This is a genomic window from Streptomyces sp. NPDC002787 (genome assembly GCF_053592095.1).
In genome coordinates this window covers 170,525-195,940 of the sequence record NZ_JBSFVC010000010.1, presented here as the reverse complement: position 1 = coordinate 195,940, position 25,416 = coordinate 170,525, and the positions used below count along the sequence as shown (strand labels likewise).

Here is a 25,416-nt window from a genome sequence, read left to right as displayed (position 1 = left end):
TTCTCGCCCCGGAGTCCCACAGCATCGATCCGCCTGACCGGAGCCGACCGCCGCGGACGCGTGAGCGACGCGGGTCGCGGCAGCACAGGCGTCACACCACGGGAGCACTCAACGATGAGTTCCAGACCCCGTCGCGCGGTCCGCCGCGCCTTCACCGCGACCGTCCCCGTCGCTTCCCTGCTCGCCCTGGCGGCGTGCGGCACCGGCACCACCCCGGCCGCCGACTCGACGCAGGCGGCGGCACCCGATTCGCCCGGTCTGACGGCGGCCCGAGAGGCCCTGGCGAAGTACTCCGAGCGCCCGGACTCCATCTCCCTCACCCAGCCCGTCGGCAAGAAGATCCCCAAGGGCAAGAAGATCGACTTCATCCTCTGCGGCGTCCAGTCCTGCAAGGACCTCGCCGACTTCTTCACCGAGGCCGCCGAGGAACTCGGCTGGGAGGTGAAGCAGATCGCCACCCAGGGCACCCCGGAGTCCGTCCAGGCCGCCTACGAGCAGGCCCTGCGCGACAAGCCGGACGCCGTCGTCGCCTCCGGTTTCCCGCGTGCCGTCTACGCCAAGCAGCTGGCCCGGCTGAAGGCCGCCGAGATCCCCGTCCTCCAGTCGAACGCCGACGACCTGCTGGGCGGCGGCATCTCCCTGTTGAAGAACGGGCCGGACGACGTCGGTGTCCAGGGCGAGATGCTCGCCTCATGGGTGGTGTCGAACAGTGACGCCAAGGCGGACACCGTCTACTTCGACCTTCCGGCGTACACGATCCTCAAGCCCGTCAAGGACTCCTTCGCCGCCAAGTACGAGAAATGGTGCGACGGTTGCGGACTGGACAACGTCGACGTGCCGATCACCGCGGTGGGCAAGGACATGCCGGACCGCGTGGTGTCGTACCTCCGGTCGCACCCGAAGGTGACCCATGTCGTCTTCTCCCTGGGCCTGCTCAACGTGGGCGTGCCGGCCGCGCTGAAGACCGCCGGAATCACCGGCAAGCACATCGTCGTCAACGTCGGTGACGCGCAGAACTACCAGTACATCCAGAGCGGCCTCACCGACGGCGCGATGGCACTCAACTCCCACGAGACGGCCTGGCTCCAGGCCGACGCGCTGGCCCGGCACTTCACCGGCCAGCCCATGGACGTGGACCAGCAGGCCGCACTGCCCAACATGCTCGTCACCAAGGACAACCTGCCCTCGGCCGACGGCGACTTCCCGATCGTCGAGGACTACCAGGCGCAGTTCAAGGCGCTCTGGGGGCTGAGTTGACGGGCCCTGTGCTCCGGGTGGCCGCCCTGTCGAAGAGGTTCGGCGGCACCCAGGCACTGAAGGACGTCGACCTCGAGGTGGCACCCGGCGAAATCCACGCCCTGATCGGGCCCAACGGCTCCGGCAAGTCCACGCTCATCAAGATCCTCGCCGGCTACCACCACGCGGAGCCGGGTGCGGTGGCCGAACTCGACGGCGAGCCCTTCGACCTGGGCCATGTCACCGCTTCCCGGCACGACCGGCTCCGCTTCGTCCACCAGGAGCTGGGGCTGGTGGGCGAGCTGAGCGCCATCGACAACCTGGCGCTCAGCCACGGCTTCGCGCGCACGGCCTTCGGCAACATCCGCTGGCGTGAGATGGAGCGGCGGACGACCGCGCTCGTCGAACGGTTCGGCCTCGGCATCGACGTGCGCCGGCCCCTGGCGACGGCGACCCCCGTCCAGCGCACGGTGGTGGCCATCGCCGCCGCATTGCAGGGCTGGGAGGGCCGCCGCGGTGTCCTGGTGCTCGACGAGCCCACCGCCGTACTGCCACCCGGCGAGGTGGCCCGCCTGTTCGAGATCGTGCGGGAGATCCGCGACGCCGGCGCCTCCGTCCTGTACGTCTCGCACCGGATGGACGAGATCTTCGCGCTCGCCGACCGGGTCACCGTGATCCGCGGCGGGCGCAGGATCGCCACGCGTCCGGTCGCCGAACTCACTCCGCGTTCGCTGGCGGAACTGATGGCGGGCGAGGAGATGGAGACCGACCACCGTCCCGCGCCCCCTTCCGGTCCCTCCGCCCCCGTGCTGGAGGTCCGCGACCTGTGGGCCGGGCCACTGCGGGGAGTCGGCTTCGACCTGGCCAGGGGCGAGCGCCTGGGCATCACCGGTCTCGTCGGTTCAGGCCACGAGATCGTGCCGTACGCGGTGTGCGGGGCCCATGCCGGGCCGGTCAGCGGCAGGCTGCGGCTGTCGGAGCGCTCCGAGCGGTGGACCGAGGCGCGTGACGCCGACGGCCTGGGCCTCCCGCTGGTCCCGGCCGACCGGGCGGGCGAGGGAGTGATCGGCGACTTCTCGGTCGGCGAGAACCTCACCCTGCCGCTCCTGGACCGGCTGCGCGCCCGTTCCGGGCGGCTGCGCCGGCGCCGTGAGTCCGCCCTGGCGGAGGACTGGATCCGGCGGGTCGGGGTGCGTACGGCCGGCCGCCGTCCAGCCGGCGCCCGGATCACCACGCTGAGCGGCGGCAACCAGCAGAAGGTCGTCATGGCCCGCTGTCTGGCCCAGCGCGCTCCGGTGCTGGCGATGTGCGAACCCACGGCAGGGGTGGACATCGCCACCCGTCTGCAGTTGTACGACCTGATAGAGCGTCAGGCCGGTGAGGGCATGGGCGTCATCGTCTCCTCCTCCGACACACAGGATCTGCTCGCACTGTGCACCCGTGTCCTGGTGGTCCGGGACGGCCGGATCGCACGGGAGATCAGCGGCCGGGAAGTCACCGAGTCCGCGCTCGTGCACGCCATGGAAGGAACCGAGTGACATGAGCCCTGGAAGGAACCGAGTCGCATGACGTCCACCCCGACCCGGGCGGCGGAACTCCCGCCGTCCGCACCGGAGAGATCCCCGGTGTCCGTACCGAGGACACCGGGCCGACGGGCGGCGGCCGCCCTGTCCTTCCGGAACATCGGCGCCGTCTACGTGTGGCTGGTCATCGTCGTGCTCTTCAGCGTCTGGGCGCCGGACACGTTCCCGACCACCATCACGGTCAAGCAGGTACTGAACGGCAACGCCGTGGCGGGCCTGGTGGCACTCAGCGTCGTACCGCCGCTGGCCGCACGGGTCTTCGACCTCTCGATCGCCTACACGATGTCGCTCACCAGCGTGCTGACCGCCTACTTCATGGTCACCGCCGGACTCGGTCCCGGCGCGGCGATCGCCCTGGCGATGACCGCCGCGCTGCTGGTCGGCGTCGTCAACGGCATCGTGGTGGTGGTCCTGCGCGTCGACTCGTTCATCGCCACCCTGGCCACCGGCGCGCTGATCCAGTCCCTGATCACCATGGTCACCAACGACAGCTCGATCACCGGTGTGCGCCTGCTCGCCGAGCCGTTCGCGAGCATCGCCCAGCTGGACGCGGGCGGCATCACGCTGCCGGTGCTGTATCTGCTGCTCGCCGCGCTCGCCATCTGGTTCGTGCTGGAACACACCGCCACCGGGCGGCGGTTGTACGCGACCGGTTTCAACGCCGACGCGGCCCGGCTGCAAGGGGTGCGTACCGACCGGCTGCGCTTTCTGACCCTGGTGGCCTCGGCCCTGCTCGCCGGTTTCGCCGGCGTCGTCTTCGCGGCCTCGGTGGGATCCGGATCGCCGACCGCGGGCACCCCGTATCTGCTGTCGGCGTACGCCGCCGCGTTCGTCGGGGCGACCCAGTTGCGCGCGGGCCGCTTCAACGCCTGGGGCACGGTCCTCGCGGTCCTCCTGCTCGGCACGGGCATCACGGGACTCGGGCTCGCCACCAGCGCGCAGTGGGCCGCGAGCCTGTTCACCGGCTCGGTCCTCATCGTGGCCCTGGTCCTCACCGGCGGCCGGATCGCCCTGCCCACCGTTCTGCGCCGCCGGACGGCGCCCCGGCCGGACCCGACCACCAGCAAGGAGATCCGATGATGAAGGCTGTCCAGTACCGACGGGTGGGGCACGCCCCCGAGGTCGTGGAGGTCCCGGTGCCCGAACCCGGCCCGGGGCAGGTGCTGTTGAAGGTGACGGCGGCGGGGCTGTGCCACTCCGACCTGGCCGTGATGGGCTGGCCCGAGGAGCAGTTCCCCTACGCGCTGCCGATGACGCTCGGTCACGAGGGTGTCGGGACGGTGGCGGCGGTGGGCGCCGGTGTCACGGCCGTGACGGAGGGCGAGGCGGTGGCGGTGTACGGCCCGTGGGGCTGCGGACGCTGCCACAAGTGCGCCGAAGGCAAGGAGAACTGCTGTCCGCACGCCGCCGGCCTCGGCATCCTGCCGCCGGGGCTCGGCCGGCCCGGTGCCCTCGCGGAGTACATGCTGGTGGACTCGCCCCGCCACCTGGTTCCGCTGAGCGGGGTCGACCCTGTCCAGGCCGCTCCCCTCACCGACGCCGGGCTGACCCCGTATCACGCGATCCGCAGGTCGCTGCCGAAGCTCCTGCCCGGCACCACGGCGGTGGTGATCGGCGTCGGCGGTCTGGGTCATCTCGCGGTGCAACTGCTGCGCGCGCTGACCCCGGCCCGGGTGCTCGCCCTCGACGTGAGCGAGGAGAAGCTGGAGCTGGCCGCCGAGGTGGGCGCGCACGAGACGCTGCTCTCCGACGGCGAGGCGGCCGCACGGATCCGCGAACTCACCGCCGGTACGGGAGCGGAGGTCGTCCTGGACTTCGTCGGAGCCGAGGCGACCCTGGCGGTCGCCGCCGCGTCGGTGGCGGTGGAGGGCGATGTCACCGTCGTCGGCCTCGGCGGCGGCACGCTGGCCGTGGGCTTCGGGGGCGGGCTGCCGTTCGAGGTGTCGGCCTCCTTCCCGTACTGGGGCAGCCGGACGGAGCTCATGGAGGTCCTCGAACTCGCGCGGCGGGGCCTCGTCTCCTCCCACGTCGAGACCTTCACGCTGGAGCAGGCGCCCGAGGCGTACGAGCGCCTGCACGCCGGGAAGATCAACGGCCGCGCGGTGGTGGTGCCGCACGCCTGAGCCGCGTGCTCCGCAGGGCCGGCGCCCGAGCCTCGCTCAGACGCCGGCCCGCTCGTCTGCCGGGTTTCGCCCCTCCACCGCCCGCTCCACACAGCGTCGGAGCACCGTCAGGAACTCCGGTGTCCGCCATGGCCCCACGTCCACGCGCCCGGTGTCGTCCACGCCGAGGTCCTGCATGTCGTAGCGGCCCCGGCAGTGGCCGAGGGTGAAGTAGCAGACCTCGCCGAGGCCGTGCCGCTTGAGGTACAGCACCGGCCGGGGCGCGCCGTCGAGGGCCGCCGTGTCGCCCTCGGCGAAACCGCGGCACGGTCCCGTGTAGTCGGCGTGCAGCAGCACCTCCAGCTCCCCGTACAGCTCGCACACGTACAGCTCGTCGGTGACCGTGAACGGTCCGATCCCGGCGACCAGCGGATGGTCGGGCCGGGTCACGCGCACCTCGTATGGCTCGATCGGGGGGTGGGCGAGGAACTGGCTGCCGAGCACCTCCGCCACGTCCCCGAGGAGCCGTGGAGTCGTGAACACCAGCGGTCCGGCACCCGTCGACGGTTCGATCACCGCGTTGGTGCCGTGCAGGGCGAGCCAGCGCCCGCCCCGCTCGGCGAACCGTGCCAGTGCGGCCCGTTGGGCCGGGCGGGGCCGGACGTCGCAGGTGTAGGTGACCAGCAGGTCGGCGTCGTCGAGGGCGGCCAGGCAGTCGTAGTCCTGGTACACCGTGGTGCGCACGCGCGGATGCTCACCGAGCAGTTCCAGCAGCCGCAGCCGCGCGTGGTCGAAGTCGTGCCAGCGGCCGCCGCAGACCAGTACGGCGTCCAGGCGGCCGGCCGGGCCCGCCACGGCTCAGTACTGGACGCGGGTGAGCAGCCCGCCGTCCACCACGAGGTTGACCCCGACGCAGAAGGAGCCGGTCCGCCCGAGCAGGAACGCCACCGCCGCGGCCACGTCCTCCGCCGTGCCGTAGCGGCCGATGGGCAGCTTGGCGAGCACCTCCTCGTACACCTCCGGGCGGCTGGTGCGGATGGTCTCCCAGGCGCCGCCGGGGAAGTCGATCGGGCCGGGCGAGACGGTGTTGACGCGGATGCCCTTCGGCGCGAGAGCGTGCGCGAGGGCCGAGGCGTGCTGGACGACGGCCGCCTTGAGCGCGGAGTACGAGTTCGCTCCGGCCGGGCGCGCGGTGTCGGAGGCGTTGGTGGTGCCGATGGCCACGACGGCGGCCCGGTCGGAGGCCTCCAGGTGGGGCAGGGCCGCCTCGACGAGTCCCGCGAACGGGATCAGGTCGCCGCGCAGGCTGGCCTCCCACGACTCGGGGCCCTTCACGTTGCCCGCCGACACGTTGGACACCAGCAGGTCCAGGCCGCCGAGTTCACCGGCCGCCCGCTCCACGAAACCGGCGAGTGCGGCCGGGTCGGTGACGTCGACCGGCTCCGCGAACACGGTGGCCCCCTCGGCCCGCAGTTCGGCGGCGGCCTTGGCCAGCCCTTCCTCGCCCCGGGCGCACAGCGCCAGCGCGCAGCCCTCGGCCGCCAGGGTCGCGGCGATCGCGCGGCCGATGCCCCGGCTCGCGCCGGTCACCAGTGCCTTCGCGTCTGTCAGTCCCAGATCCATCGATGTCACTCCTTTGTGATGGCCCGTGATGGCCGAAACGGTCCCGGTCGATCGGCTCCCGGGAAAGGCCTCTCAGTTGCCGGGCAGTTGCGAGAACGGCGCCCGGTCCGCGCGCGGCTCCGGCGGCAGCTTCAGCACCCGTTCACCGATCAGATTGCGCTGAATCTGGTCGGTGCCTCCGGCCAGCCGGTAGCCGGGGGCGCCGAGGAGGTGCTGGGTCCAGGCGAAGGTGCCCGGTTCCCCGGTGTCGGCGCTGATCCGCGCTCCCATCAGCTCGGCGGCGGCCTGTCCCGTGCGGGTGAGCAGGTCGGAGGCCATGAGCTTGGTCAACGACGCCTCCGGACCCGGCCGGCCGCCGGAGGCGCTCGTCCTGGCGACACGGTCCACGGTGGCCGCGCGCAGGGCAGTCCGTACGTACAGGTCGGCGAGGCGCTGGCGGACCAGGGGGTCTGCGGTGCGGCCGAGGGAGCGGGCGAGGGCGAGCACGTCCGAGAAGGTGCCGCCCTTGCGGCGGTTGCCGCTGCCGGAGGCGGTCCGCTCGAAGGCGAGGGTGGTGGTGGCGACCTCCCAGCCCTGGCCCGGTCGCCCGAGCCGGAGCCGGTCCGGGACCCGTACGCCGCTCAGGAAGACCTCGTTGAAGGAGGCGCCGCCGCTCATCTGACGGATGGGGCGCACCTCCACACCGGGGGCGTCCATCGGGACCAGGAAGGCGGTGATGCCGGCCTGTTTGACGACGTCCGGGTCCGTGCGGGCGAGCAGCAGACCGTAGTCGGCGAACTGGGCGCCCGAGGTCCACACCTTCTGACCGTCGATCACCCAGTCGTCGCCCTCTTCCCGGGCGCGGGTGCGCAGGGCCGCGAGGTCGGAGCCGGCCCCTGGCTCGCTGAAGAGCTGGCAGGCCAGCAGGTCGGTGCGCAGGAACGGCCGTGCGTAGTCATGGCGTTGGTCGAGCGTGCCGAACAGGGAGACGGCCATCGCGACCAGGCGCACGGTGACGCTGATCAGCTCGGTGGACGGTGGCACCTCGAAGGCGGACTCCTCCTCGGCGAAGGCCGCCACATGGGCGGCGGTCAGGCCCGCGCCACCCTTGTCCGCCGGGAGGGTCAGCGCCTGGTAGCCGGCATCGAAGCGGGCCCGCTGGTAGGCGCGGCAGCGCTCCAGCAGCAGCCGTTCCTCGTCCTCCGGGAGTCTGTGGAACACGGCGAGATCGGCGGCCTCTCCGGCGGACTCCGGCGCACGCGCCGGTTCGAGCACGGTGGCCAGCCACTGCCGGACCTGTGTGCGCCAGGCGTCCGGATCGGGCTGGGACATGGCTCCTCCTCGGGCACTTACCAGACGACAGATTCAGTAACGAGTCTTATGAGGCGTGTCCGTCCGACCGCTTGAGCGTGTGCTAACGCCTCTGCTCGGGATCAGAGTGTTCCGTACTTTCTTGATAAACGCTACAGTCTCCGCATTCCCTCTCCCCCTCGAATCGGGAGAGGACCGAGGAGCCGTCGGAGGAGCCATGTCGCTGCTGCCACTCGACCGTCGTGCCCAGGAGACACCCGACGAGCCCGCCCTGGCGGACGACCTGGGCGTGCTGTCCTGGTCCGCACTCGTCGACCAGGTGACACGGGCGGCGGCACGGCTGCTGGAGTTCGCGCCCGGCCCCCACGACCGCGTCGCCGTCCTCGGCGACAACGCGATCCCGACGCTGGTGGCCCATCTGGCAGGTCTGCGGGCCGGGGTCGGCACCGTGGCCACGTCCCGGAACCTCACGTCGGGGGAACTCGTCGACCAGATCATCGACGCGGGCGTGACCGGGATCATCGCCGGACCCGTCGGCGCCGGTGCCGCCCTCGACGCGGCCCGGGAACTGGGCCTGCCGCTGGTGCTGCACGGAACCCCGGCGATCGGGCACGCCTTCGACTGGGACCTGTGGCTGGCGGCCGCGCGCGCCGGTCGCGCCCTCCCGACGGACCGGCCCGCCCGGCCTCCGCTGGTCTACACCTCGGGCACCACCGGACGGGCGCGCGGCACCGAGGTGCGCTGGGTGAGCGGCCCGGTCGCCGACGCCTCCGCCTACCTCGCCGCGATGTCCGCCCGGCCCGGATTCCCGCCGGGAGCGCACCTGGTGTGCGGCCCCCTGCAGCACAACGCGCCGCTGACCTCTCTGCGGCACCTGGCGGCCGGTCAGCCGGTGGTCGTCCTCGACAGATTCGACGCGGAGACGTTCCTCAGCCGTGTGCGGAGGTGGCGGGTCTCCTCGACGGTGATGGTGCCCACCCACTTCCAACGGCTGCTCGCCCTCCCGGACGAGGTTCGCGCCCGGTACGACGTCTCCAGCCTGCGGCAGGTCTCCCACACGGGCTCCGCGTGTCCGCCGGACGTGAAGCGAGCCATGATCGACTGGTTCGGTCCGGTGCTGACCGAGTCGTACGGCGCCAGCGAGGCGGGAACCGTGGCCCGCATCAGCAGTGACGAGTGGCTGGCGCATCCGGGCTCGGTCGGACGTGTCCGGCCCCCGTTCGAGGTCCTGGTCACCGATGAGGACGGCCGGTGTCTGCCGCCAGGCGAACGGGGCCTGCTGGCCTTCCGGGCGCCGGAGGACCAGGGCGTGCGCTACCACGCGGACCCGGACAAGACCAGGTCCGCCTATCTCTCCCCCGGCGTCTTCACACTCGGCGACATCGGCTACGTCGACGCCGACGGCTACATCTTCATCACCGACCGGGCCGCGGACGTCGTGGTCTCCGGCGGGGTCAACCTCTACCCGGCCGAGAGCGAGGCGGTACTGCGGCAGCACCCGGCGGTCGCCGAGGTCGCGGTCATCGGCGTGCCCGACCCGGACTTCGGCGAGTCCCTGCGGGCGCTGGTCGTGGTGGCAGGGGACGAGCCGCCGGCCGATGAGCTGGACCGGTTCTGCCGCGAGCGCCTCGCCGCCTACAAGTGCCCGAAGTCGTACGAGTTCGTTCCCGAGCTGCCGCGCAACGCGATGGGCAAGCTCGACAAGCGCGCGATGCGCCGTCCCTACTGGGGCTCGGAACGGACCATCGCCGGCTGAGCCGACCCGCCCCTCTCGCCTTCCCGCCCTCCCGGCTTCCCGCTTTCTGCTTCCCCGCTTCCGGGCTTCCCGGCTTCCCGGCTTCCCGCGTACGAAGGATCATCCATGACCGAACTCCTCCTCATCCGGCACGGCCTCCCCCTGGCGGGCGTGTTCGACCCGGGGCTGTCGCCCGAGGGCACCGCCCAGGCCGAGCGCCTCGCCGCCTGGCTCGTGCACGAGGACATCGACGCCCTGTACGTCAGCCCGTTCCGCCGTGCCCGCGAGACCGTGGCACCCCTGGAACGGCTCACCGGCATGTCCGCCACCGTGCTGGACGACCTGCGCGAGTGGGACACCGACGTGTCGCAGCCCTACACGCCACCGGAGCAGATCGGCGCGGACGATCCCCGGGCGACGGCGCTCGCCGAGGGTCGCTACGAGGACTTCGTGCCCGACCTGGACTGGGACGCCTTCCGCGGACGTGCCGTACGGGCCATGGACACCATTTTCGACGCGCATCCCGGCGGCCGGGTCGCCGCCGTGTGCCACGGCGGCATCACCAACACCTATCTGGCGACGGTGCTCGGCCTGCCCACGATGTTCTGGTTCCACCCCGACTACACGTCCGTCAGCCGGGTGCGGCGGATGCCCGGCGGCCGGATCGTTCCGCACTCGGTGAACGAGACGGCCCACATGATCGCCGTACGTGCCGTCGACGCGATCGCCTGACCCCGTCCCTCACCCCTGGAGGTCCCGGCCATGCCCGGATCCGTCATCGTCGCCGGAGCCAGAACGCCCATCGGAAGACTGATGGGCGCCCTGAGTACTCTGACCGCGGTCGACCTCGGCGCCCATGCCATCGGCGCGGCACTGGCCGCCGCCCGCCTGGACCCCTCGGCGGTGGAGGCCGTCGTCATGGGTCATGTCGTACAGGCCGGGGCGGGCCCCAACTCGGCCCGGCAGGCCGCGATCCGCGCCGGTGTTCCGTTCTCCGTCCCCGCGAGCACCGTCAACAAACTCTGTCCCTCCGGTCTGCACGCCATCGCCCTGGCCGACCTCATGATCGCTTCCGGCCGCCACGAGGTGGTCGTCGCGGGCGGTATGGAGTCCATGTCGGGCGCCCCGCACCTGGTGCGCGGGGCTCGGACCGGCTGGAAGTACGGTTCGACGGCGATGGAGGACGCACTCGACCGCGACGCGCTCGTCTGCGCCTTCGACGGCGTCTCCATGGGCGCGGCCACCGAGCGCTACCAACAGCCGTTGGCCCTGACCCGGGAGGAACAGGACGAGTACAGCGCGCTGTCCCATCAACGGGCCGCCCGCGCCCAGGAGTCGGGAGCGTTGTCCGAGGAGATCGCCCCCGTCACCGTGGCCGGACGCGGGGGCGAGACAGTCGTCGACACCGACGAGGGCGTGCGGCCGGGGAGCACCGCCGAGAGCCTTGGGCGCCTGAAGCCGGCCTTCTCCGGCGCGGGCACCATCACCGCGGGCAACTCGTCACAGCTGTCCGACGGCGCGGCGGCCGTCGTCGTGATGAGCGCGGAGCGCGCCCGGCGGGAGGACCTGATGCCGCTCGCCGAGATCGGCGCCTACGGCACGGTCGCGGGCCCCGATCCCTCGCTGCTCGTCCAGCCGGCCGGCGCGGTCCGCGACGCCCTGTCCCGGGACGGCCGGCTGACGGCCGCCGACCTGGACCTCTGCGAGATCAACGAGGCGTTCGCGGGAGTGGCCCTGGCCTCGATACGGGAGTTGGACCTCCCGCTGGACAAGGTGAACGTCAACGGCGGAGCGATCGCGCTCGGGCACCCGGTCGGCATGACCGGAGCCCGGCTGGTGCTGACTCTCGCGGCGGAACTGCGGCGACGCGGAGGCGGCAGCGGCGCGGCGTCGCTGTGCGGGGGCGGCGGCCAGGGCGACGCGCTGTTGCTGCATGTACCGACGCAGGCCTGAACCCCGGAGCCGAACCACCATGAACGACCACCTGTCCTCGATCGACACGATCCTTGCCGTGGCGACCCGCACCCGGGCCGCCGACGGCGTCGTCTCCCTCACCCTGTGCCGCCCGGACGGCGGTCCGCTCCCCGCCTGGACACCGGGCGCCCACATCGACGTACACCTGGTCGGAGCAGACGGGGGCGACGGCGGCCTGGTCCGTCAGTACTCCCTGTGCGGAGACCCGGCCGAGCGCGGGGCCTGGCAGATCGCCGTGCTGCGCGAGCCGCAGGGGCGCGGCGGCTCCGCGTACGTCCACGACCACCTGCGCGAAGGCACCACCGTGCGGGTGCGCGGACCGCGGAACAACTTCCCGCTGCGGCCCGCCGCACGCCATCTGTTCATCGCCGGCGGCGTCGGTATCACTCCCCTCCTTCCCATGGTCGAGGCCGCCGAGGCGGCGCGGGCCGACTGGCGTCTGCTGTACGGCGGCCGTACCCGCGCCTCCATGGCGTTCCTGGACCGCCTCGCCCCGTACGGGGACCGGGTGCTCATCCGTCCGCAGGACGAGTACGGTCTGCTGGACCTCGCCGCCCACCTCGGCGAGCCCGAGGAGGGCACGCTGGTGCACGCCTGCGGTCCCGAAGCCCTGCTGCGGGCGGTGGAGGAGCGGTGCGCGGGCTGGCCGCCCGGCACGCTGGGCGTCGAACGGTTCGCCCCGGTGCGCACGGCCGGTACCGACCCGGGCGAGGCGTTCGAGCTGGAGCTCGCCCGTTCCGGGCTCACCCTCACCGTGCAGCCGGGCCGTTCGGTGCTCGAAACCGTGGAGGAGGCCGGAGTCACCGTGGACTTCTCCTGCCGGGAGGGCACGTGCGGTACCTGCGAGACCGACGTCCTCGACGGCAGGCCCGACCACCGCGATTCACTGCTGACCGAGGACGAGCGGGCCACCGGCGAGACCATGCTGATCTGCGTCTCCCGCTCGTGCGGGCCCCGGCTGGTCCTCGATCTGTGACGGCGATCACTTCCAGCAATTTACTAGGACGTCCTACTATTTCTTCGTCCATCAGTACCCCGCCCTGCCCGGGAAGGCCTTCATGAGCGCTCTGCATCGGCCCGTGCACCCCGTCCGCCTGGTCACCGCTTCGGCTCTGTTCGACGGGCACGACGCGTCGATCAACATCATGCGGCGCATCTTCCAGTCCCAGGGTGCCGAGGTGATCCACCTCGGACACAACCGGTCGGTGCGGGAGGTCGTGGACGCGGCGCTGGAGGAGGACGCACACGGCGTGGCGGTCTCCTCGTACCAGGGCGGGCACGTCGAGTACTTCGAGTACCTGGTCGAGTCGCTGCGCTCGCAGGGAGCGGAGCACATCCGCGTGGTGGGCGGCGGAGGCGGCGTCATCGTGCCCGAGGAGATCACCAGGCTGCGCGGGAGCGGGGTGACCATCTTCTCCCCCGAGGACGGCCAGCGGATGGGCCTCGCCGGGATGGTCAACTCGGTGGTGCTGGACTGCGACTTCGACCTCTGGGACAGCGGGCCGACCGACGCGGCCGCCGTGCTCGCCGGTGACCGGTTCGCCATCGCCCGTGCCCTCACCGGCGCGGAGCTGGGCAAGCTGCCCCCGGATCTCCTCGGGCAGTTGCGCGCCGCCGCCGCGGCCCGGGTCGTGCCGGTGCTCGGCATCACCGGCACCGGCGGCTCCGGCAAGTCCTCGCTCACCGACGAACTGGTGCGCCGCTTCCGTGTCGACCAGCAGGACAAGCTGCGGATCGCGGTGATCGCGGTCGATCCGACCCGGCGCCGGGGCGGCGGCGCGCTGCTCGGCGACCGTATCCGGATGAACTCCCTCGACGGGAACCGGGTCTTCTTCCGGAGCCTGGCCACCCGAGGCAGCCGCGAACTGCCCGAGCACCTGTCCGATGTGATCGACGTGGTGAAGGCGGCCGGCTTCGACCTGGTGATCGTGGAGACGCCGGGCATCGGCCAGGGCGACGCGGCGATCGTGCCGTTCGTGGACACCTCCCTGTATGTGATGACACCGGAGTTCGGCGCGGCCTCGCAGTTGGAGAAGATCGACATGCTCGACTTCGCCGACGTCGTGGCGATCAACAAGTTCGAGCGGCGCGGCGCCAAGGACGCGCTGCGCGACGTGGGCCGCCAACTGGTCCGCAACCGCGAGGCGTTCGGCATGCGACCCGAGGACATGCCGGTGTACGGCACCTCGGCGGCGACCTTCAACGACGACGGTGTCACCGCGCTCCACCAGCACCTCAAGGCCTGCCTGGCCGAGAAGGGGCTGCCGCTGTCCGAGGGCGCGCTGGTGCCGGTGGACGTGCGCCACTCCTCCGGCATCCGGCAGGTGGTTCCGGCGGACCGGGTGCGCTACCTCGCCGAGATCACCGACACCGTCCGTGCGTACCACGCTCAGACCGGGCTGCTGGCCGAGGCGGCCCGGCGGGTGCAGCGTCTGGAGGCGGTCGAGGGCGAGCTCGTCGAGGCCGGCTCCGACGCCGGGAACGTGCGGGCCCTGCTCGACGACGCCCGCAAGCGGCTTCCGCACGACGTCGGGGAGCAGATCGAGAACTGGCCCGCTGTCGTCGCCTCCTACTCCGGCGAGGAGCAGGTCGTGAAGGTGCGGGACAGGGAGATCCGCACCAGGCTGACCCGTGAGTCCCTGTCGGGCAACAAGATCCCTCGCGTCGCCCTGCCCCGGTTCACCGACCACGGGGAGCTGGTGCGGTTCTGGCGCCGGGAGAACCTGCCGGGCCACTTCCCCTTCACGGCCGGGGTGTTCCCCTTCAAGCGCGACGGCGAGGACCCCGCGCGGATGTTCGCCGGCGAAGGCGACCCGTTCCGCACGAACCGCCGGTTCAAGCTGCTGTCCGAGGGCCAGCCCGCCACCCGCCTGTCCACCGCCTTCGACTCCGTCACCCTCTACGGCCGCGACCCGGACGAACGCCCCGACATCTACGGCAAGGTCGGCACCTCCGGAGTCTCGGTGGCCACGCTGGAGGACATGAAGGCGCTCTACGAGGGCTTCGACCTGGTCGCGCCGACCACCTCGGTGTCCATGACGATCAACGGACCCGCGCCGACGATCCTGGCGTTCTTCCTCAACACCGTCATCGACCAGCAGACCGAGAGGTTCCGCGCCACCGAGGGCCGCGATCCGTCGCCGGACGAGGCGGCCGAGCTGCGCGCGCACGCGCTGGCGAACGTACGCGGCACGGTGCAGGCCGACATCCTCAAGGAGGACCAGGGCCAGAACACCTGCCTGTTCTCCACCGAGTTCTCCCTGCGGATGATGGCCGACATCCAGGAGTGGTTCATCGCGAACCGGGTCCGCAACTTCTACTCGGTGTCGATCTCCGGCTACCACATCGCCGAAGCGGGCGCGAACCCGATCAGCCAGCTGGCGTTCACCCTGGCCAACGGCTTCACCTACGTCGAGGCCTACCTCGCCCGCGGCATGCGCGTCGACGACTTCGCCCCGAACCTGTCGTTCTTCTTCTCCAACGGCATGGACCCCGAATACTCCGTCCTCGGCCGGGTCGCCCGCCGGATCTGGGCCGTCGCGATGAGGGAGAAGTACGGGGCGGGCGAGCGGTCCCAGAAGCTGAAGTACCACGTCCAGACCTCCGGCCGCTCCCTGCACGCCCAGGAGATGGACTTCAACGACATCCGGACGACGCTGCAGGCCCTCATCGCGATCTACGACAACTGCAACAGCCTGCACACCAACGCCTACGACGAGGCGGTCACCACCCCCACCGAGGACTCGGTCCGCAGGGCGCTGGCCATCCAGCTGATCATCAACCGGGAATGGGGCCTGGCGATGAACGAGAACCCCCTGCAGGGCTCGTTCATCATCGACGAGCTCACGGACCTGGTGGAGGAGGCCGTCCTCCAGGAGTTCGAGCGGATCAGCGAACGCGGTGGTGTGCTCGGCGCCATGGAGACCGGCTACCAGCGCGGCCGCATCCAGGACGAGTCGATGCTCTACGAGCAGCGCAAGCACGACGGCAGCCTGCCCCTGATCGGCGTCAACACCTTCCGCAGCCCCCACGCGGACACCGCCGAGCCGGGCGTGATCGAGCTGGCGCGCGCCACCGAGCAGGAGAAGCAGTCCCAACTGGAGCGTGTCCGGGAGTTCCAGATGTCCCACCACGAGCCGGCCCACGCGGCCCTGGCCGCCCTCAAGGACGCCGCGGTCAGCGGTGACAACGTCTTCGCCGTCCTCATGGACGCCGCCCGTGTCTGCTCGCTCCAGCAGATCACCGAGGCCTTCTTCGAGGTCGGCGGCCAGTACCGCCGCAACGTCTGACTCAACGAAAGAGGACCTCAGATGAATCCCGTCACCCGTCTCGGCGTCGTCGGATGCGGCCTCATGGGCTCCGGCATCGCCGAGGTCGCCGCCCGCGGCGGCGTCGACGTCCGTGTCGCCGAGGCCACACCGGACGCGCTCGAGTCAGGCCGCCGCCGACTCACCGCCTCCCTCGACCGAGCCCTGCGGCGCGGCAAGCTCAGTGAGGAGCAGCGGGACCAGGCCCTCGCCAGGCTTTCCTTCACCGCTGACCTCAGTGACCTGGCCGACCGCCAGTTCGTCGTCGAGGCCGTCGCCGAGAACCGCGACATCAAGACCGATGTCCTGCGCACCCTCGACAAGGCGGTCGAGGACCCCGGGGCGATCCTGGCCACGAACACCTCCTCGATCCCCGTCGTCGATCTCGCCGTGGTCACCGAGCGGCCGGCACAGGTCATCGGCATGCACTTCTTCAACCCCGTGCCCGTGCAGCAGCTGGTCGAGATCATCCCCGCGCTCACCACCAGCGCGGACACCGTGCGACGCACCCGCGACTTCGCCGAGCAACTGGGCAAACAGGCCATCCAGGCGCCCGACCGCTCCGGCTTCGTCGTCAACGCCCTCCTGGTGCCCTATCTGCTCAGCGCGGTACGGATGGTGGAGTCGGGCGCCGCGCGGCCGGAGGACATCGACCGGGGCATGGAACTCGGATGCGCCCACCCCATGGGGCCCTTGCGCCTGCTCGACCTCATCGGCCTCGACACCGCCCAGGCCGTGGCCGAGTCGATGTACGAGGAGTACAAGGAGCCGCTGTACGCGCCTCCCGCCCTCCTGCGCCGCATGGTCGCCGCGGGCCACCTCGGCCGTAAGAGCGGCCGGGGTTTCCACACCTACGACACCTGAACGAGGACTCCCGGCTGCCGGGGCGGGCCCCCGGCGACCCGCTCCCCGCCGGCCTCCCCTACGCCACTCGCACCGGCCCCACCAGCGCCGCCAACACCCCCGACAAGCCCATCGCGCCGGCCGTGTTTGCCAGGTCCCTTGCAAAGGTCCGGACCAACTGCTATTCCCTGACCGTTAGGAAAGTTTCCTACCAGTTGTCGGGAGACCCCCATGAGACCGGCACGATCCGTTCTGCTCGTCGCCGTGCTGCTCCTCCTCGGCCTTGCCCTGATCCCAGGTACCGCACAGGCAGGCCCCGCGACCCCCACCCACCCGTCGGCGACCGCGGCCCCCGCGGCGACCACGGCGCCCTCGGCGGCCACACCGGTCGCCGCCAACGGACAGCTCGCCGTCTGCGGCACCAAGCTCTGCAACCAGCAAAGAAAAACGATCCAGCTCCGTGGGATGAGCACCCACGGTCTGCAGTGGTACAGCCAGTGCGTCACCAACGGCTCGCTCAACGCGCTCGCCACCGACTGGAACGCGGACGTCCTGCGCATCTCCATGTACGTCCAGGAGGGCGGCTACGAGACCGATCCGCGCCGCTTCACCGACCTCGTCCACTCCGCCATCGAGCAGGCCACGGCCCGCGGCATGTACGCCATCGTCGACTGGCACATGCTCGACCCCGGTGACCCGCACCAGAACCTCGCCCGCGCCAAGACCTTCTTCTCCGAGATCGCCCAGCGCCACCGCGACAAGAACAACCTGCTGTACGAGATCGCCAACGAGCCCAGCGGGGTGAGCTGGTCCCGCGTCAAGAGCTACGCGGAGCAGCTCATCCCCGTCATCAGGGCCAAGGACCCGAACACCCCGATCCTGGTCGGCACCCGCGCCTGGTCCTCGCTCGGCGTCTCGGAGGGCTCGAACGAGTCCGAGGTGATCAACAACCAGGTGAACGCGGCCAACATCATGTACACGTTCCACTTCTACGCGTACTCGCACCGGGACGAGTACCTCCAGGCGCTCTCCCGCGCGGCCGACCGCATACCCGTGTTCGTCACCGAGTTCGGCACGCAGAACTACGCGGGTGAGGGCGCGAACGACTTCGCCATGGCGCAGCGCTACCTCGACCTGATGAAGGCCAAGAAGATCAGCTGGGTCAACTGGAACTTCTCCGACGACGGCCGCACCGGCGCCGTCTTCAAGCCGGGGACCTGCGCCGGCAACGGACCGTGGACCGGCACGTCCTCCCTCAAGCCCGCGGGCGTCTGGATCCGCGACCGCATCAGGACGGCGGACGACTTCTGACCGGAGCGAAAGGGTCGGCGGGAGCGGCTCGGCGGCACACAGCCACCCGCTCCCGTCGGGCACCGTCGGGCCCATCGGCCGCGCCTCGGCCGCCGCCGCACAGAACCCGGATCGACCGCTGCCGCACAGAAGGCGAAAGAGGCCTCCGTAGCCGCGCATGTTCTCCGTGACCCCCCATATGCCGGATGCGTACGATGCCCGAGCTGACCCAATTGGCATGCACGCGCAATGGGTGCGGGGACGGGGGCGCTGTGAGCCTGGAGTACCGACTGCTCGGCCCGGTCGAGGTCTGGTCCGGCGGCCGCCGGCTCTCGCTCGGCGGGCCCAAACCCCGCGCCCTGCTGGCCACGCTGCTGCTGCGCCCCGGGCGGGTGGTCTCCGCCGGGACGCTGATCGACACGATCTGGGGCGACAAACCACCGGACTCGGCGCGCGCGTTGATCCAGACGTATGTCTCCGGACTACGGCGCGCACTGCCCACCGACGCCGACGGGATCGAGACCTGCCCGCCCGGCTATCTGCTGCGCGTGGACGGCGACCGCGACCGGATCGACCTCGAGGACTTCGAGCGGCTCACGGCGCAGGGACGGGAACGTGCGGCCTGCGGCGACCACCAGAGCGCCGCCCGGTTCCTGCGCGACGCGCTGGAGTTGTGGCGCGGCTCGGCCCTCGGCGGGATCGGTGAGGCGTTGCGCGTCGAAGCCGAGCGGTTGGAGGAGGCGAGGCAGGCCGCCCTGGAGGACCGGATCTCCGCCGACCTCGCCCTGCCCGGCCATGAGCAGAGCCTGGTCGCCGAGCTGACCGCCCTGGTCGGCACCCACCCCACGCGGGAGCGGCTGCGCGGGCACCTGATGCTCGCCCTCTACCGGTTGGGCCGACAGGCCGACGCCCTGACGGTGTACGCGGACGGACGTGCCGTACTCGCCGACGAGTTGGGCATCGACCCGGGCCCGGGGCTACGACGGCTGCACGCGGCGATTCTCCGGTCGGACCCGGATCTGATGCCGGCCCCCGCCGTGGAGAAGAGCGAACCCCGCGCGGGCGACCCCCTCCGTCGGACTGCCTCCCGGCGGCCGACCGCCTCCGACGCCACCGGGGGCGAGGGCCCGGGCGGTGAGCGGCCGCGACCCGGGCCCCGCCCCCGCGCCGCCCTCCTCCCGCCCGCCATCGGTGACTTCACCGGTCGGGAGGAACAACTCACCGAGGTGGCCGCTCTGTTGACCGGCCCCCGTGAGGCGATGCCGGTCGCGGTCGTGTCCGGGCCCGGCGGCATCGGGAAATCCGCGTTCGCCGTACAGGTCGCGCACCGGGTCGCCGCCGACTACCCCGACGGCCAGCTCTACGCCGAACTGCACGGCTTCAGCGATCCGGTGCCGCCCGCCGAGGTGCTGGCCCGGCTGCTGCGCGCGCTGGGCGCCGAGCCGCCCGACGGTCTCCCCGAACGCGGCGACCTGTTCCGCAGCCTGCTCGCCCGGCGCCGCGTGCTGCTGGTCCTCGACGACGCGGGCAGTGAGGCACAGATACGACCGCTGCTGCCGGGGAGCGCGAGCTGCGGTGTGCTGATCACCTCCCGCGCCCGGCTGGCGGGCCTCGACGGCGTGGCCCGCACCGGACTCGACGTACTGGGCGACGAGTTGGGCATCGACCTCCTCGCCCGGATCGCCGGCGACGAGCACGTCCGGCGCGACCCCGAGGCGGCGCGCCGGATCGTCGCCCTGTGCGGCGGGCTGCCGCTGGCCCTGCGCATCGCCGGGGCCCGTCTCGCGACCCGCCGCCACTGGACGCCGCGCATGCTCGCCGACCGCCTCGCCGACGAACGCCGCCGCCTCGACGAGCTCACCATCGGCGATCTGGAGGTACGCACCGGACTGGGTCTCAGCTACGACGCGCTCGACGACCTCGGCCGTACCGCCCTGCGCCGCCTCGCCCTGCTCGGCGCGCCCGACGTGGCCGCCTGGACGGTGGGCGCGCTGCTGGATCTGCCGGAGACACCCGAGGCCGAGGCTGAGGACACCGGAGACGTCGAGGACGCCGAGAAGGTCGAGAACGCCGAGAACGCCGAGGCCGTCGTGGAGCGGCTCATCGACGCGCAGTTGCTGCACTTCACCGGCATCGACCGCGCCGGGCAGCCGCGCTTCGGCCTGCACGACCTGGTCCGGGTGTACGCGGCCGAGCGCGCCGAGGCGGAGGAACCGCGCGCCGAGCGCGCCGCCGCCCTCGGCCGGGCGCTCGGCGGCTGGCTGTGGCTCACCGCCCGGGCGACCGCCGCGGGGCCCTCCGGGGAGGTGGTGCTCCAGAACCCGCGCACCCTGTGGCCGGTCGGCGACCGGGCCGCCGGGCAGGTGCTGGCCGACCCGACCGGATGGTTCGAGGCGGAGGCCGGCGCGATCGCCGCCGCCGTCGAGCGCGCCGCAGCCATGGATCTGCACGCGCTGGCCCGCGAGGCCGCCGTCACGCTGTGCTCGTCCGCCTACATCGTCAACAACCGCTTCGAGTCGTGGTCGCGCACCCACGAGGCCGCGCTGGCCGCCGTACGCCGCGCCGAGGACCGCGCCGGGGAGGCTCTGCTGCTCATCGGCCTCGGCCAACTCCGTTACGAGCAGGACAACTTCACCGAGTCCGTGGACCACTACCGGCGGGCGGTCCACCTGTGTGCCGACCTCGGCGACGTGCGGGGCCACGCGGCGGCCCTCGCGGGTCTGGGCGGCACCTACCGCGAGCAGGGCCGGTTACGGGACTCCGCGCGCGAACTCACCCGCGCCATCGAGGACTTCAGACGGCTCGACGACGCGACGGGGCTCGGCCTGGCCTGTCGTCTCGCCGGGTCGGTCCACCTCGAACTCGGCGAGTACGCCACCGCTCGCGTTCTCCTCGACGAGTCCCTGGAGGCCTACCGTCGCCTCGGCAGCAGACGCGGCGAGGCGCTCGCCCTGCGGACGTACGGGCTGCTGCACCGCGCGCTCGGCGAGTACGCGGCGGCCGAGGAACTGTCCGGCCGGTCCCTGGCGATCCTCCAGGAGTTCGGCGACCGTCTGATGAGCGCGTACGCCGCACAGGCCCGGGCGAAGGCACGCCTGCGGCTCGGCCGCACCCGGGAAGCGGCGGCGGACCTGGCCGGCCTGCTCGACGTGTGCCGGACGTACGACGACCGGTGGGGTGAGGCACTGGTGCGGCGCACCCTCGGCGAATGCGCCCTCGTCGAGGGGAAGTTGACCGAGGCGGAGACCCACCTCAGGGCGTCGGTCGCCCTGTGGGAGGCCCTGCGGCTCCCCCTGCCCCGGGCCCGTACTCTGCGCTCCCTGGCGGAAGTACGCGATCGCCTCGGCGACGGACAGGGGGCGGCGGCCCTGCGGGCGGAGGCGGGCGAGGTCTTCGTCGCGTACGAGGCGCACGAGGCACGGGAGCCGGACGGGACTACAAGGGGGCTGCAAGAACGCAGAGAGGAAGGTTGAGAGGACCTGAAGGGAAGTTGTAGCGGGCCCCGCGAAGCTTCTTGGTGTCGGAGGGGAACGGGAGCAGCCCGAACTCCCCCGGCACCAACGGGGATTCAACGGGGAAAGGACTTCCGATGTCCAGCATCACCAAGCACAGCTCGGCCAAGGTGCCCGCGCGGCGCGCCGCCACCCTCCTGCTGATCTCGGCTCTCGCGGGCGGAGCGCTGACCGCGGAGGCGGCTTCGGCCGCGCCGGTGTCGACGCAGTCGTCCTCGGCGGCGGCCGTGTCTCTCCAGACGGCCATCAAGAGCAAGGCGCAGCAGCAGGTGAAGCTCTCGCCGCGCAATCGTGAGATGGCCGGCAACTGCAACTACTACAGCGCTGTCGCCACCGCCCCGAAGAGCGGCTCCGTCGGCAAGTGCAAGAAGGTCGGCGGCCTGCAGTGGCGCACCAACAACTGGTGCGCCGACTTCGTCCGCTACGTCTGGAAGAACTCCGGCGCCCGGACGAAGGGCACCGACGCCTTCGCCGGCTCCTTCTACCGGGCCCGCAAGTCCATCGGCGCGTGGCACGCGCGGGGTTCCTACACCCCGAAGATCGGCGACGCGGTCCTCTACGACTGGGACGGCAGCTCGCCGAGCCTCGGGACCAACGGCTGGGACGTCGACCACATCGGCATCGTCATCGGCTACAACCCCAAGACCAAGGCGCTGACGACCATCGAGGGCAACACCACCAAGAACGGCAAGGGCGGCACCGAGGGCGTCTACCAGCGCACCCGGTACAACACCAAGGCCGGTGACGTCGTCGGCTACGTGACGCCCAAGAAGTAACGAGCGGCGGGCAACGAGAGCCAGGCACCACGGGGGAGCCCCCCGGGGCCGGTCGTGAGACCGGCCCCGGGGGGCCGACCGCCTCCTACCCAACGCGTGGTGGCACGTACGGTCCCGCCCGCAGTGCGGCTCGGGTGGCGGTGCTGCCCCTGGTCACGGCCGGTAGGCGCCGCGGTTGTGGTAGGTGACCTTTCCGGCGGGCAGCTTGGTCGGTGCGAAGAGCTGGTCGACGGTCACGAAGTGGAAGCCGCGTGCCTTGAGGGCCTTGATGATGCCGGGCACGGCGTCGACCGTGGTCTTGTGAATGTCGTGCAGGAGCACGATGTCCCCGGGCTTGGTCTGCGTGTTGACGGTCTTGATGATCCGGGCGGTGTCTCGGTACTTCCAGTCGAGGGTGTCGACGCTCCAGTGGACCAGCGGGCGCCCGGCGGCCTTGCGGACGGCCGCGTTGTGGGCACCGTAGGGGGCGCGGACGGTGGTGGGCTTCTTGCCGGTCGCCTGCTTGATCGCCGTGTCCGTGCGGGACAGCTGCGACGTGATCTTCGCGGCGCTGAGTTTGGTCAGGTTGGCGTGGTCCCAGCTGTGGTTGCCTATCTGATGACCGGCGAGCGCCGCGGCGCGCACCGTCGCCGGGTTCCTCTGGACGTTCTGGCCGACGGCGTAGAAGGTCGCTCTGACGTTACGGTCGTTCAGGAGGCGCAGCAGCCGCTGGGTGTCGGCGACCGGCCCGTCGTCGAAGGTGAGCGCGACGCACTTCACCTTGCGGCAGTCGACGGCCACAGGTGCGGCGGAGGCGGAGGTGGCGGTACCGGCCAGCGTGGTACCGCAAAGGGCGGCGGTGATGGCCGAGGTGACGAGGCGTCGGTGCATCGGTTCCTCCAGGAGCCGTGAACTTCCTGTGCAGGCAGTGGACTTCCTGTAAGACGCACCCGACGCGGGCAAGGATGTACGTATGTTCTATGGCTTTTTGTGCGATGACGGGCTCATACGCGGCTTGCACACCGGCTACGACACCGACGGCCGGGGCCCGGATCGAGATCGGCCCCATCGCAGGGCGTGCTCGGCGGGGGCAGGGAGATGTCGATCGTGCCAGGTGAGCGTCTGAACGCCGACCGGGTCCGTGATGGGTGCGAGCAGGCGGACCGCGCGCTCAAGGGGCTGACGCGGTCGCTCGAGGCGCGTCATGGATTCCCGCCCGGCCACAACACCGTGACGGACGCGCTCGTGGAGCTGACACCGATCCCCGCGGATCTGACCACGCTGCTCCACATCGACGGACCCCTCCGTGACCTTCGCCGACGACGGCGGCGGTCATCTGTTCGCGGTGGCCGGGAGCGGACGGGTCTGGAAGTTCCTCGAAAAACTCGGACGACGAATGGCACAACTCCGACCGGCACGCGACCACTGCCGACGAGGTTGGGCCTGCGTGGCGGGCGGGGGGCAGCCGGTGAAGGACGTGCCGGGACAGGAGGCGCCAAAGCCCTGCGCTTGCCGATGTCCCGAAGCACGGTGCGTGAACTAGAGCAGGCGTGCCGTTTAACTCCCTCAGGGGGTGACGTAGTCGCCCCAGCCGAAAGTGGCGACGTAAGCCCGTCGAATGGCCTCTGCGCCGCGTCCACCCCTGATGCGGATGACGGTCAGCGCGAGGACGAACCAGGCGGTGAAGCAACCCGCGACGATCACAGTCCAGCGAGGGCCCGAGAAACCGGCAATGACGACCAGGGCAGTGATCGTGACGACCAGTCCGATGTGGCCGCCCCTGACATCCGTGCTGGACCTGCTGCCTGTCATCAGGCTCTCCCACCGACAATCACGCTGCTCGCCCCGCCCGCGACACCGCTACCCTCCTCCGGCCCGTCCGGCAGGTCGACGACCGGGAGGGCTGACAGCCCCAGCAGTGGAGCCAACACCTCGTTGGCGTCCTCCATCCATGCGGTGGCCCACATCAGATCGCAGGGCAGTGCCAGCAGACGCGGACCGTGGGCCGGGTCGATCTTCGCCAGTTGGGGATTCGACAGGTCCTGCCAACCGTCCCACTCCTCGGGGGCCGAGAGGAGCCGCCCTCCGCCGTACGGCAGGAGCGTTCCGTCGATGTCCAGGAAGAGCAGCGGACGGCCCGCATGGTCAGCCATGACTCGCACGTTATCGATTCCCGGCCAGGCGCGCCGCCGAGTTTCGCAGTGGCGGTGTTCCGCGGCCGGACAGGTCAGCCAGGACAGCCGGGGCCCGGCGGCTGCCGGGGCCGGGGCGGCTGCCGGGGCGGTCAGTCCACGGTGGCGTCAGTCCACGGGGGCGTCAGTCCACGGGGGTCTCGGTCTCCCAGCGGAGCAGGTCTCCCGGCTGGCACTCGAGTACCTCACACAGCGCGGCGAGGGTGGTGAAGCGGACCGCCTTCGCCCGGCCGTTCTTGAGCACCGCCAGGTTGGCGGGGGTGATGCCGACGCGTTCCGCGAGTTCCCCCACGGACATCTTCCGTTTGGCGAGCATCACGTCGATGTCGACGGCGATCGGCATCAGATCACCTCGGCCAGCTCGGCCCGCATCCGCGTCGCCTCGATGTCGCGCGTGACGGCCTGCGCGAGCAGCATCCGCAGGACGAGGACGATCAGCGCCATCCCCAGGACCGCCAGGCCGATCACGCCCAGCAGGAGCACGATGCCCGGGGGTACGGCCTCACCCGGCGCCAGGACCACGCCGAGCGCGAACACCAGGACCGAGGCGGCCGCCATCGCGCCGATCACCCCGTGCACATAGCCAAATGCGGCGTGGGAGAACACGGTGTCGCGCCGGACCATCGTGACCAACCGCCACACACAGACCAGGACGACCTGCACCGTCACCATCCCCAGGACCACGATCACGAGCACCGGAGTTCGCACGGGCACCGCGTCCCCGCCGGCGTTGTCCAGATCCACGGCCAGCAGCGGCACCATCACCCCCTGCACGAACACCGAACCCGCGAACAGCGCCACGAGCACGGCACGCAATGCCAGCACCATCAGCTTCCCCATCAGTCCTCCACCCATCGACCAGCGATGGAAATCTATCGAAAATCGATAACCAGGGCAAGAGGTGGAGGACGCACCTTCGCCTCGGCCAGCCGGTGTTCCGGCCGGTGGCCGGTCCTCGTCGACGGGCGGGTGTC

The 25,416-nt window shown here is 71.3% G+C and carries 20 protein-coding genes and 1 pseudogene; 13 read left to right on the top strand and 8 right to left on the bottom strand.

Annotation, left to right across the window (positions count from 1 at the left end):
- Positions 1 to 114: 114 nt before the first annotated feature.
- The 4 genes from ACWD26_RS16285 to ACWD26_RS16270 are packed head-to-tail and all read left to right on the top strand — an operon-like array spanning position 115 to position 4,942.
- Positions 115 to 1,257, top strand: coding sequence for a sugar ABC transporter substrate-binding protein (locus tag ACWD26_RS16285; protein WP_451270424.1), 1,143 nt, complete (start codon positions 115 to 117; stop codon positions 1,255 to 1,257).
- Entirely contained in the window at positions 1,254 to 2,774 is a 1,521-nt protein-coding gene (locus ACWD26_RS16280) for a sugar ABC transporter ATP-binding protein (protein ID WP_451270422.1), read from the top strand. Before ACWD26_RS16285 ends, ACWD26_RS16280 begins: the two co-directional genes overlap by 4 nt.
- A gap of 27 nt (positions 2,775 to 2,801) precedes the next feature.
- The gene (locus tag ACWD26_RS16275) at positions 2,802 to 3,899 is read left to right on the top strand and encodes an ABC transporter permease (protein WP_451270420.1); all 1,098 of its coding nucleotides are present in this window, start codon (positions 2,802 to 2,804) and stop codon (positions 3,897 to 3,899) included.
- A complete protein-coding gene (locus ACWD26_RS16270) occupies positions 3,899 to 4,942 on the top strand; it encodes an NAD(P)-dependent alcohol dehydrogenase (RefSeq protein ID WP_451270579.1) in 1,044 nt (347 codons plus the stop codon). The genes ACWD26_RS16275 and ACWD26_RS16270 overlap by 1 nt, the downstream gene beginning before the upstream one ends.
- 36 nt (positions 4,943 to 4,978) lie before the next feature.
- On the opposite strand, the gene ACWD26_RS16265 is transcribed toward ACWD26_RS16270, so the two are convergent.
- The 3 genes from ACWD26_RS16265 to ACWD26_RS16255 all read right to left on the bottom strand — a co-directional run bounded on the left by ACWD26_RS16265 (position 4,979) and on the right by ACWD26_RS16255 (position 7,855).
- A complete protein-coding gene (locus ACWD26_RS16265) occupies positions 4,979 to 5,776 on the bottom strand; it encodes a ThuA domain-containing protein (protein ID WP_451270418.1) in 798 nt (265 codons plus the stop codon).
- A 3-nt stretch (positions 5,777 to 5,779) separates the two neighbouring features.
- Positions 5,780 to 6,544, bottom strand: a complete 765-nt coding sequence (locus tag ACWD26_RS16260; RefSeq protein WP_451270416.1) for an SDR family NAD(P)-dependent oxidoreductase — start codon at positions 6,542 to 6,544, stop codon at positions 5,780 to 5,782.
- A 72-nt stretch (positions 6,545 to 6,616) separates the two neighbouring features.
- Positions 6,617 to 7,855 carry an acyl-CoA dehydrogenase family protein gene (locus ACWD26_RS16255; protein ID WP_451270414.1) on the bottom strand — a complete coding sequence of 413 codons (1,239 nt, stop codon included), beginning with the start codon at positions 7,853 to 7,855 and terminating at the stop codon, positions 6,617 to 6,619.
- Between the two features lie 196 nt (positions 7,856 to 8,051).
- On the opposite strand from ACWD26_RS16255, the gene ACWD26_RS16250 reads away from it, so the two are divergent.
- The 9 genes from ACWD26_RS16250 (at position 8,052) to ACWD26_RS16210 (ending at position 22,271) form a co-directional block, all read left to right on the top strand.
- Positions 8,052 to 9,590 carry an AMP-binding protein gene (locus tag ACWD26_RS16250; protein ID WP_451270412.1) on the top strand — a complete coding sequence of 513 codons (1,539 nt, stop codon included), beginning with the start codon at positions 8,052 to 8,054 and terminating at the stop codon, positions 9,588 to 9,590.
- Positions 9,591 to 9,695: 105 nt separating this feature from the next.
- Positions 9,696 to 10,301, top strand: coding sequence for a histidine phosphatase family protein (locus ACWD26_RS16245; RefSeq protein ID WP_451270410.1), 606 nt, complete (start codon positions 9,696 to 9,698; stop codon positions 10,299 to 10,301).
- Positions 10,302 to 10,331: 30 nt separating this feature from the next.
- Complete coding sequence (locus ACWD26_RS16240) at positions 10,332 to 11,522, top strand: acetyl-CoA C-acetyltransferase (RefSeq protein WP_451270408.1); 1,191 nt, start codon at positions 10,332 to 10,334, stop codon at positions 11,520 to 11,522.
- Positions 11,523 to 11,541: 19 nt separating this feature from the next.
- Positions 11,542 to 12,519, top strand: coding sequence for a PDR/VanB family oxidoreductase (locus ACWD26_RS16235; RefSeq protein WP_451270406.1), 978 nt, complete (start codon positions 11,542 to 11,544; stop codon positions 12,517 to 12,519).
- Between the two features lie 82 nt (positions 12,520 to 12,601).
- Positions 12,602 to 15,832 carry a fused isobutyryl-CoA mutase/GTPase IcmF gene (gene icmF / locus ACWD26_RS16230; protein ID WP_451270404.1) on the top strand — a complete coding sequence of 1,077 codons (3,231 nt, stop codon included), beginning with the start codon at positions 12,602 to 12,604 and terminating at the stop codon, positions 15,830 to 15,832.
- Positions 15,833 to 15,853: 21 nt separating this feature from the next.
- Positions 15,854 to 16,714: a 3-hydroxybutyryl-CoA dehydrogenase gene (locus ACWD26_RS16225; protein ID WP_451270402.1), complete on the top strand. Its 861-nt coding sequence runs from the start codon at positions 15,854 to 15,856 to the stop codon at positions 16,712 to 16,714.
- 210 nt (positions 16,715 to 16,924) lie between these two features.
- On the top strand, positions 16,925 to 18,004 hold the full coding sequence (locus ACWD26_RS16220) for a glycoside hydrolase family 5 protein (RefSeq protein ID WP_451270400.1): 1,080 nt from the start codon (positions 16,925 to 16,927) through the stop codon (positions 18,002 to 18,004).
- Between the two features lie 251 nt (positions 18,005 to 18,255).
- Entirely contained in the window at positions 18,256 to 21,456 is a 3,201-nt protein-coding gene (locus ACWD26_RS16215) for an AfsR/SARP family transcriptional regulator (protein ID WP_451270398.1), read from the top strand.
- 116 nt (positions 21,457 to 21,572) lie between these two features.
- The gene (locus ACWD26_RS16210) at positions 21,573 to 22,271 is read left to right on the top strand and encodes a CHAP domain-containing protein (protein WP_451270396.1); all 699 of its coding nucleotides are present in this window, start codon (positions 21,573 to 21,575) and stop codon (positions 22,269 to 22,271) included.
- Between the two features lie 153 nt (positions 22,272 to 22,424).
- Here the strand turns inward: ACWD26_RS16210 and ACWD26_RS16205 are convergent, their stop codons facing one another.
- The 5 genes and pseudogenes from ACWD26_RS16205 to ACWD26_RS16185 form a co-directional block, all read right to left on the bottom strand.
- Positions 22,425 to 23,141 carry a polysaccharide deacetylase family protein gene (locus ACWD26_RS16205; RefSeq protein ID WP_451270394.1) on the bottom strand — a complete coding sequence of 239 codons (717 nt, stop codon included), beginning with the start codon at positions 23,139 to 23,141 and terminating at the stop codon, positions 22,425 to 22,427.
- A 675-nt stretch (positions 23,142 to 23,816) separates the two neighbouring features.
- Entirely contained in the window at positions 23,817 to 24,062 is a 246-nt protein-coding gene (locus ACWD26_RS16200) for a hypothetical protein (protein WP_451270392.1), read from the bottom strand.
- Positions 24,063 to 24,109: 47 nt separating this feature from the next.
- Positions 24,110 to 24,403 (bottom strand): annotated as a pseudogene (locus ACWD26_RS16195) (hypothetical protein); the annotation flags it as partial.
- A gap of 163 nt (positions 24,404 to 24,566) precedes the next feature.
- Positions 24,567 to 24,785, bottom strand: a complete 219-nt coding sequence (locus ACWD26_RS16190) for a helix-turn-helix domain-containing protein (protein WP_451270390.1) — start codon at positions 24,783 to 24,785, stop codon at positions 24,567 to 24,569.
- Complete coding sequence (locus ACWD26_RS16185) at positions 24,785 to 25,282, bottom strand: DUF2975 domain-containing protein (protein WP_451270388.1); 498 nt, start codon at positions 25,280 to 25,282, stop codon at positions 24,785 to 24,787. Before ACWD26_RS16185 ends, ACWD26_RS16190 begins: the two co-directional genes overlap by 1 nt.
- Positions 25,283 to 25,416: the final 134 nt, after the last annotated feature.

Coding starts and splice junctions, on each gene's coding strand:
- ACWD26_RS16285 (WP_451270424.1), top strand. CDS start 115: ATGAGTTCCAGACCCCGTCGCGCGGTCCGCCGCGCCTTCACCGCGACC.
- ACWD26_RS16275 (WP_451270420.1), top strand. CDS start 2,802: ATGACGTCCACCCCGACCCGGGCGGCGGAACTCCCGCCGTCCGCACCG.
- ACWD26_RS16270 (WP_451270579.1), top strand. CDS start 3,899: ATGAAGGCTGTCCAGTACCGACGGGTGGGGCACGCCCCCGAGGTCGTG.
- ACWD26_RS16260 (WP_451270416.1), bottom strand. CDS start 6,544: ATGGATCTGGGACTGACAGACGCGAAGGCACTGGTGACCGGCGCGAGC.
- ACWD26_RS16255 (WP_451270414.1), bottom strand. CDS start 7,855: ATGTCCCAGCCCGATCCGGACGCCTGGCGCACACAGGTCCGGCAGTGG.
- ACWD26_RS16250 (WP_451270412.1), top strand. CDS start 8,052: ATGTCGCTGCTGCCACTCGACCGTCGTGCCCAGGAGACACCCGACGAG.
- ACWD26_RS16245 (WP_451270410.1), top strand. CDS start 9,696: ATGACCGAACTCCTCCTCATCCGGCACGGCCTCCCCCTGGCGGGCGTG.
- ACWD26_RS16240 (WP_451270408.1), top strand. CDS start 10,332: ATGCCCGGATCCGTCATCGTCGCCGGAGCCAGAACGCCCATCGGAAGA.
- ACWD26_RS16235 (WP_451270406.1), top strand. CDS start 11,542: ATGAACGACCACCTGTCCTCGATCGACACGATCCTTGCCGTGGCGACC.
- icmF (WP_451270404.1), top strand. CDS start 12,602: ATGAGCGCTCTGCATCGGCCCGTGCACCCCGTCCGCCTGGTCACCGCT.
- ACWD26_RS16225 (WP_451270402.1), top strand. CDS start 15,854: ATGAATCCCGTCACCCGTCTCGGCGTCGTCGGATGCGGCCTCATGGGC.
- ACWD26_RS16220 (WP_451270400.1), top strand. CDS start 16,925: ATGAGACCGGCACGATCCGTTCTGCTCGTCGCCGTGCTGCTCCTCCTC.
- ACWD26_RS16210 (WP_451270396.1), top strand. CDS start 21,573: ATGTCCAGCATCACCAAGCACAGCTCGGCCAAGGTGCCCGCGCGGCGC.
- ACWD26_RS16205 (WP_451270394.1), bottom strand. CDS start 23,141: ATGCACCGACGCCTCGTCACCTCGGCCATCACCGCCGCCCTTTGCGGT.
- ACWD26_RS16200 (WP_451270392.1), bottom strand. CDS start 24,062: ATGACAGGCAGCAGGTCCAGCACGGATGTCAGGGGCGGCCACATCGGA.
- ACWD26_RS16190 (WP_451270390.1), bottom strand. CDS start 24,785: ATGCCGATCGCCGTCGACATCGACGTGATGCTCGCCAAACGGAAGATG.
- ACWD26_RS16185 (WP_451270388.1), bottom strand. CDS start 25,282: ATGGGGAAGCTGATGGTGCTGGCATTGCGTGCCGTGCTCGTGGCGCTG.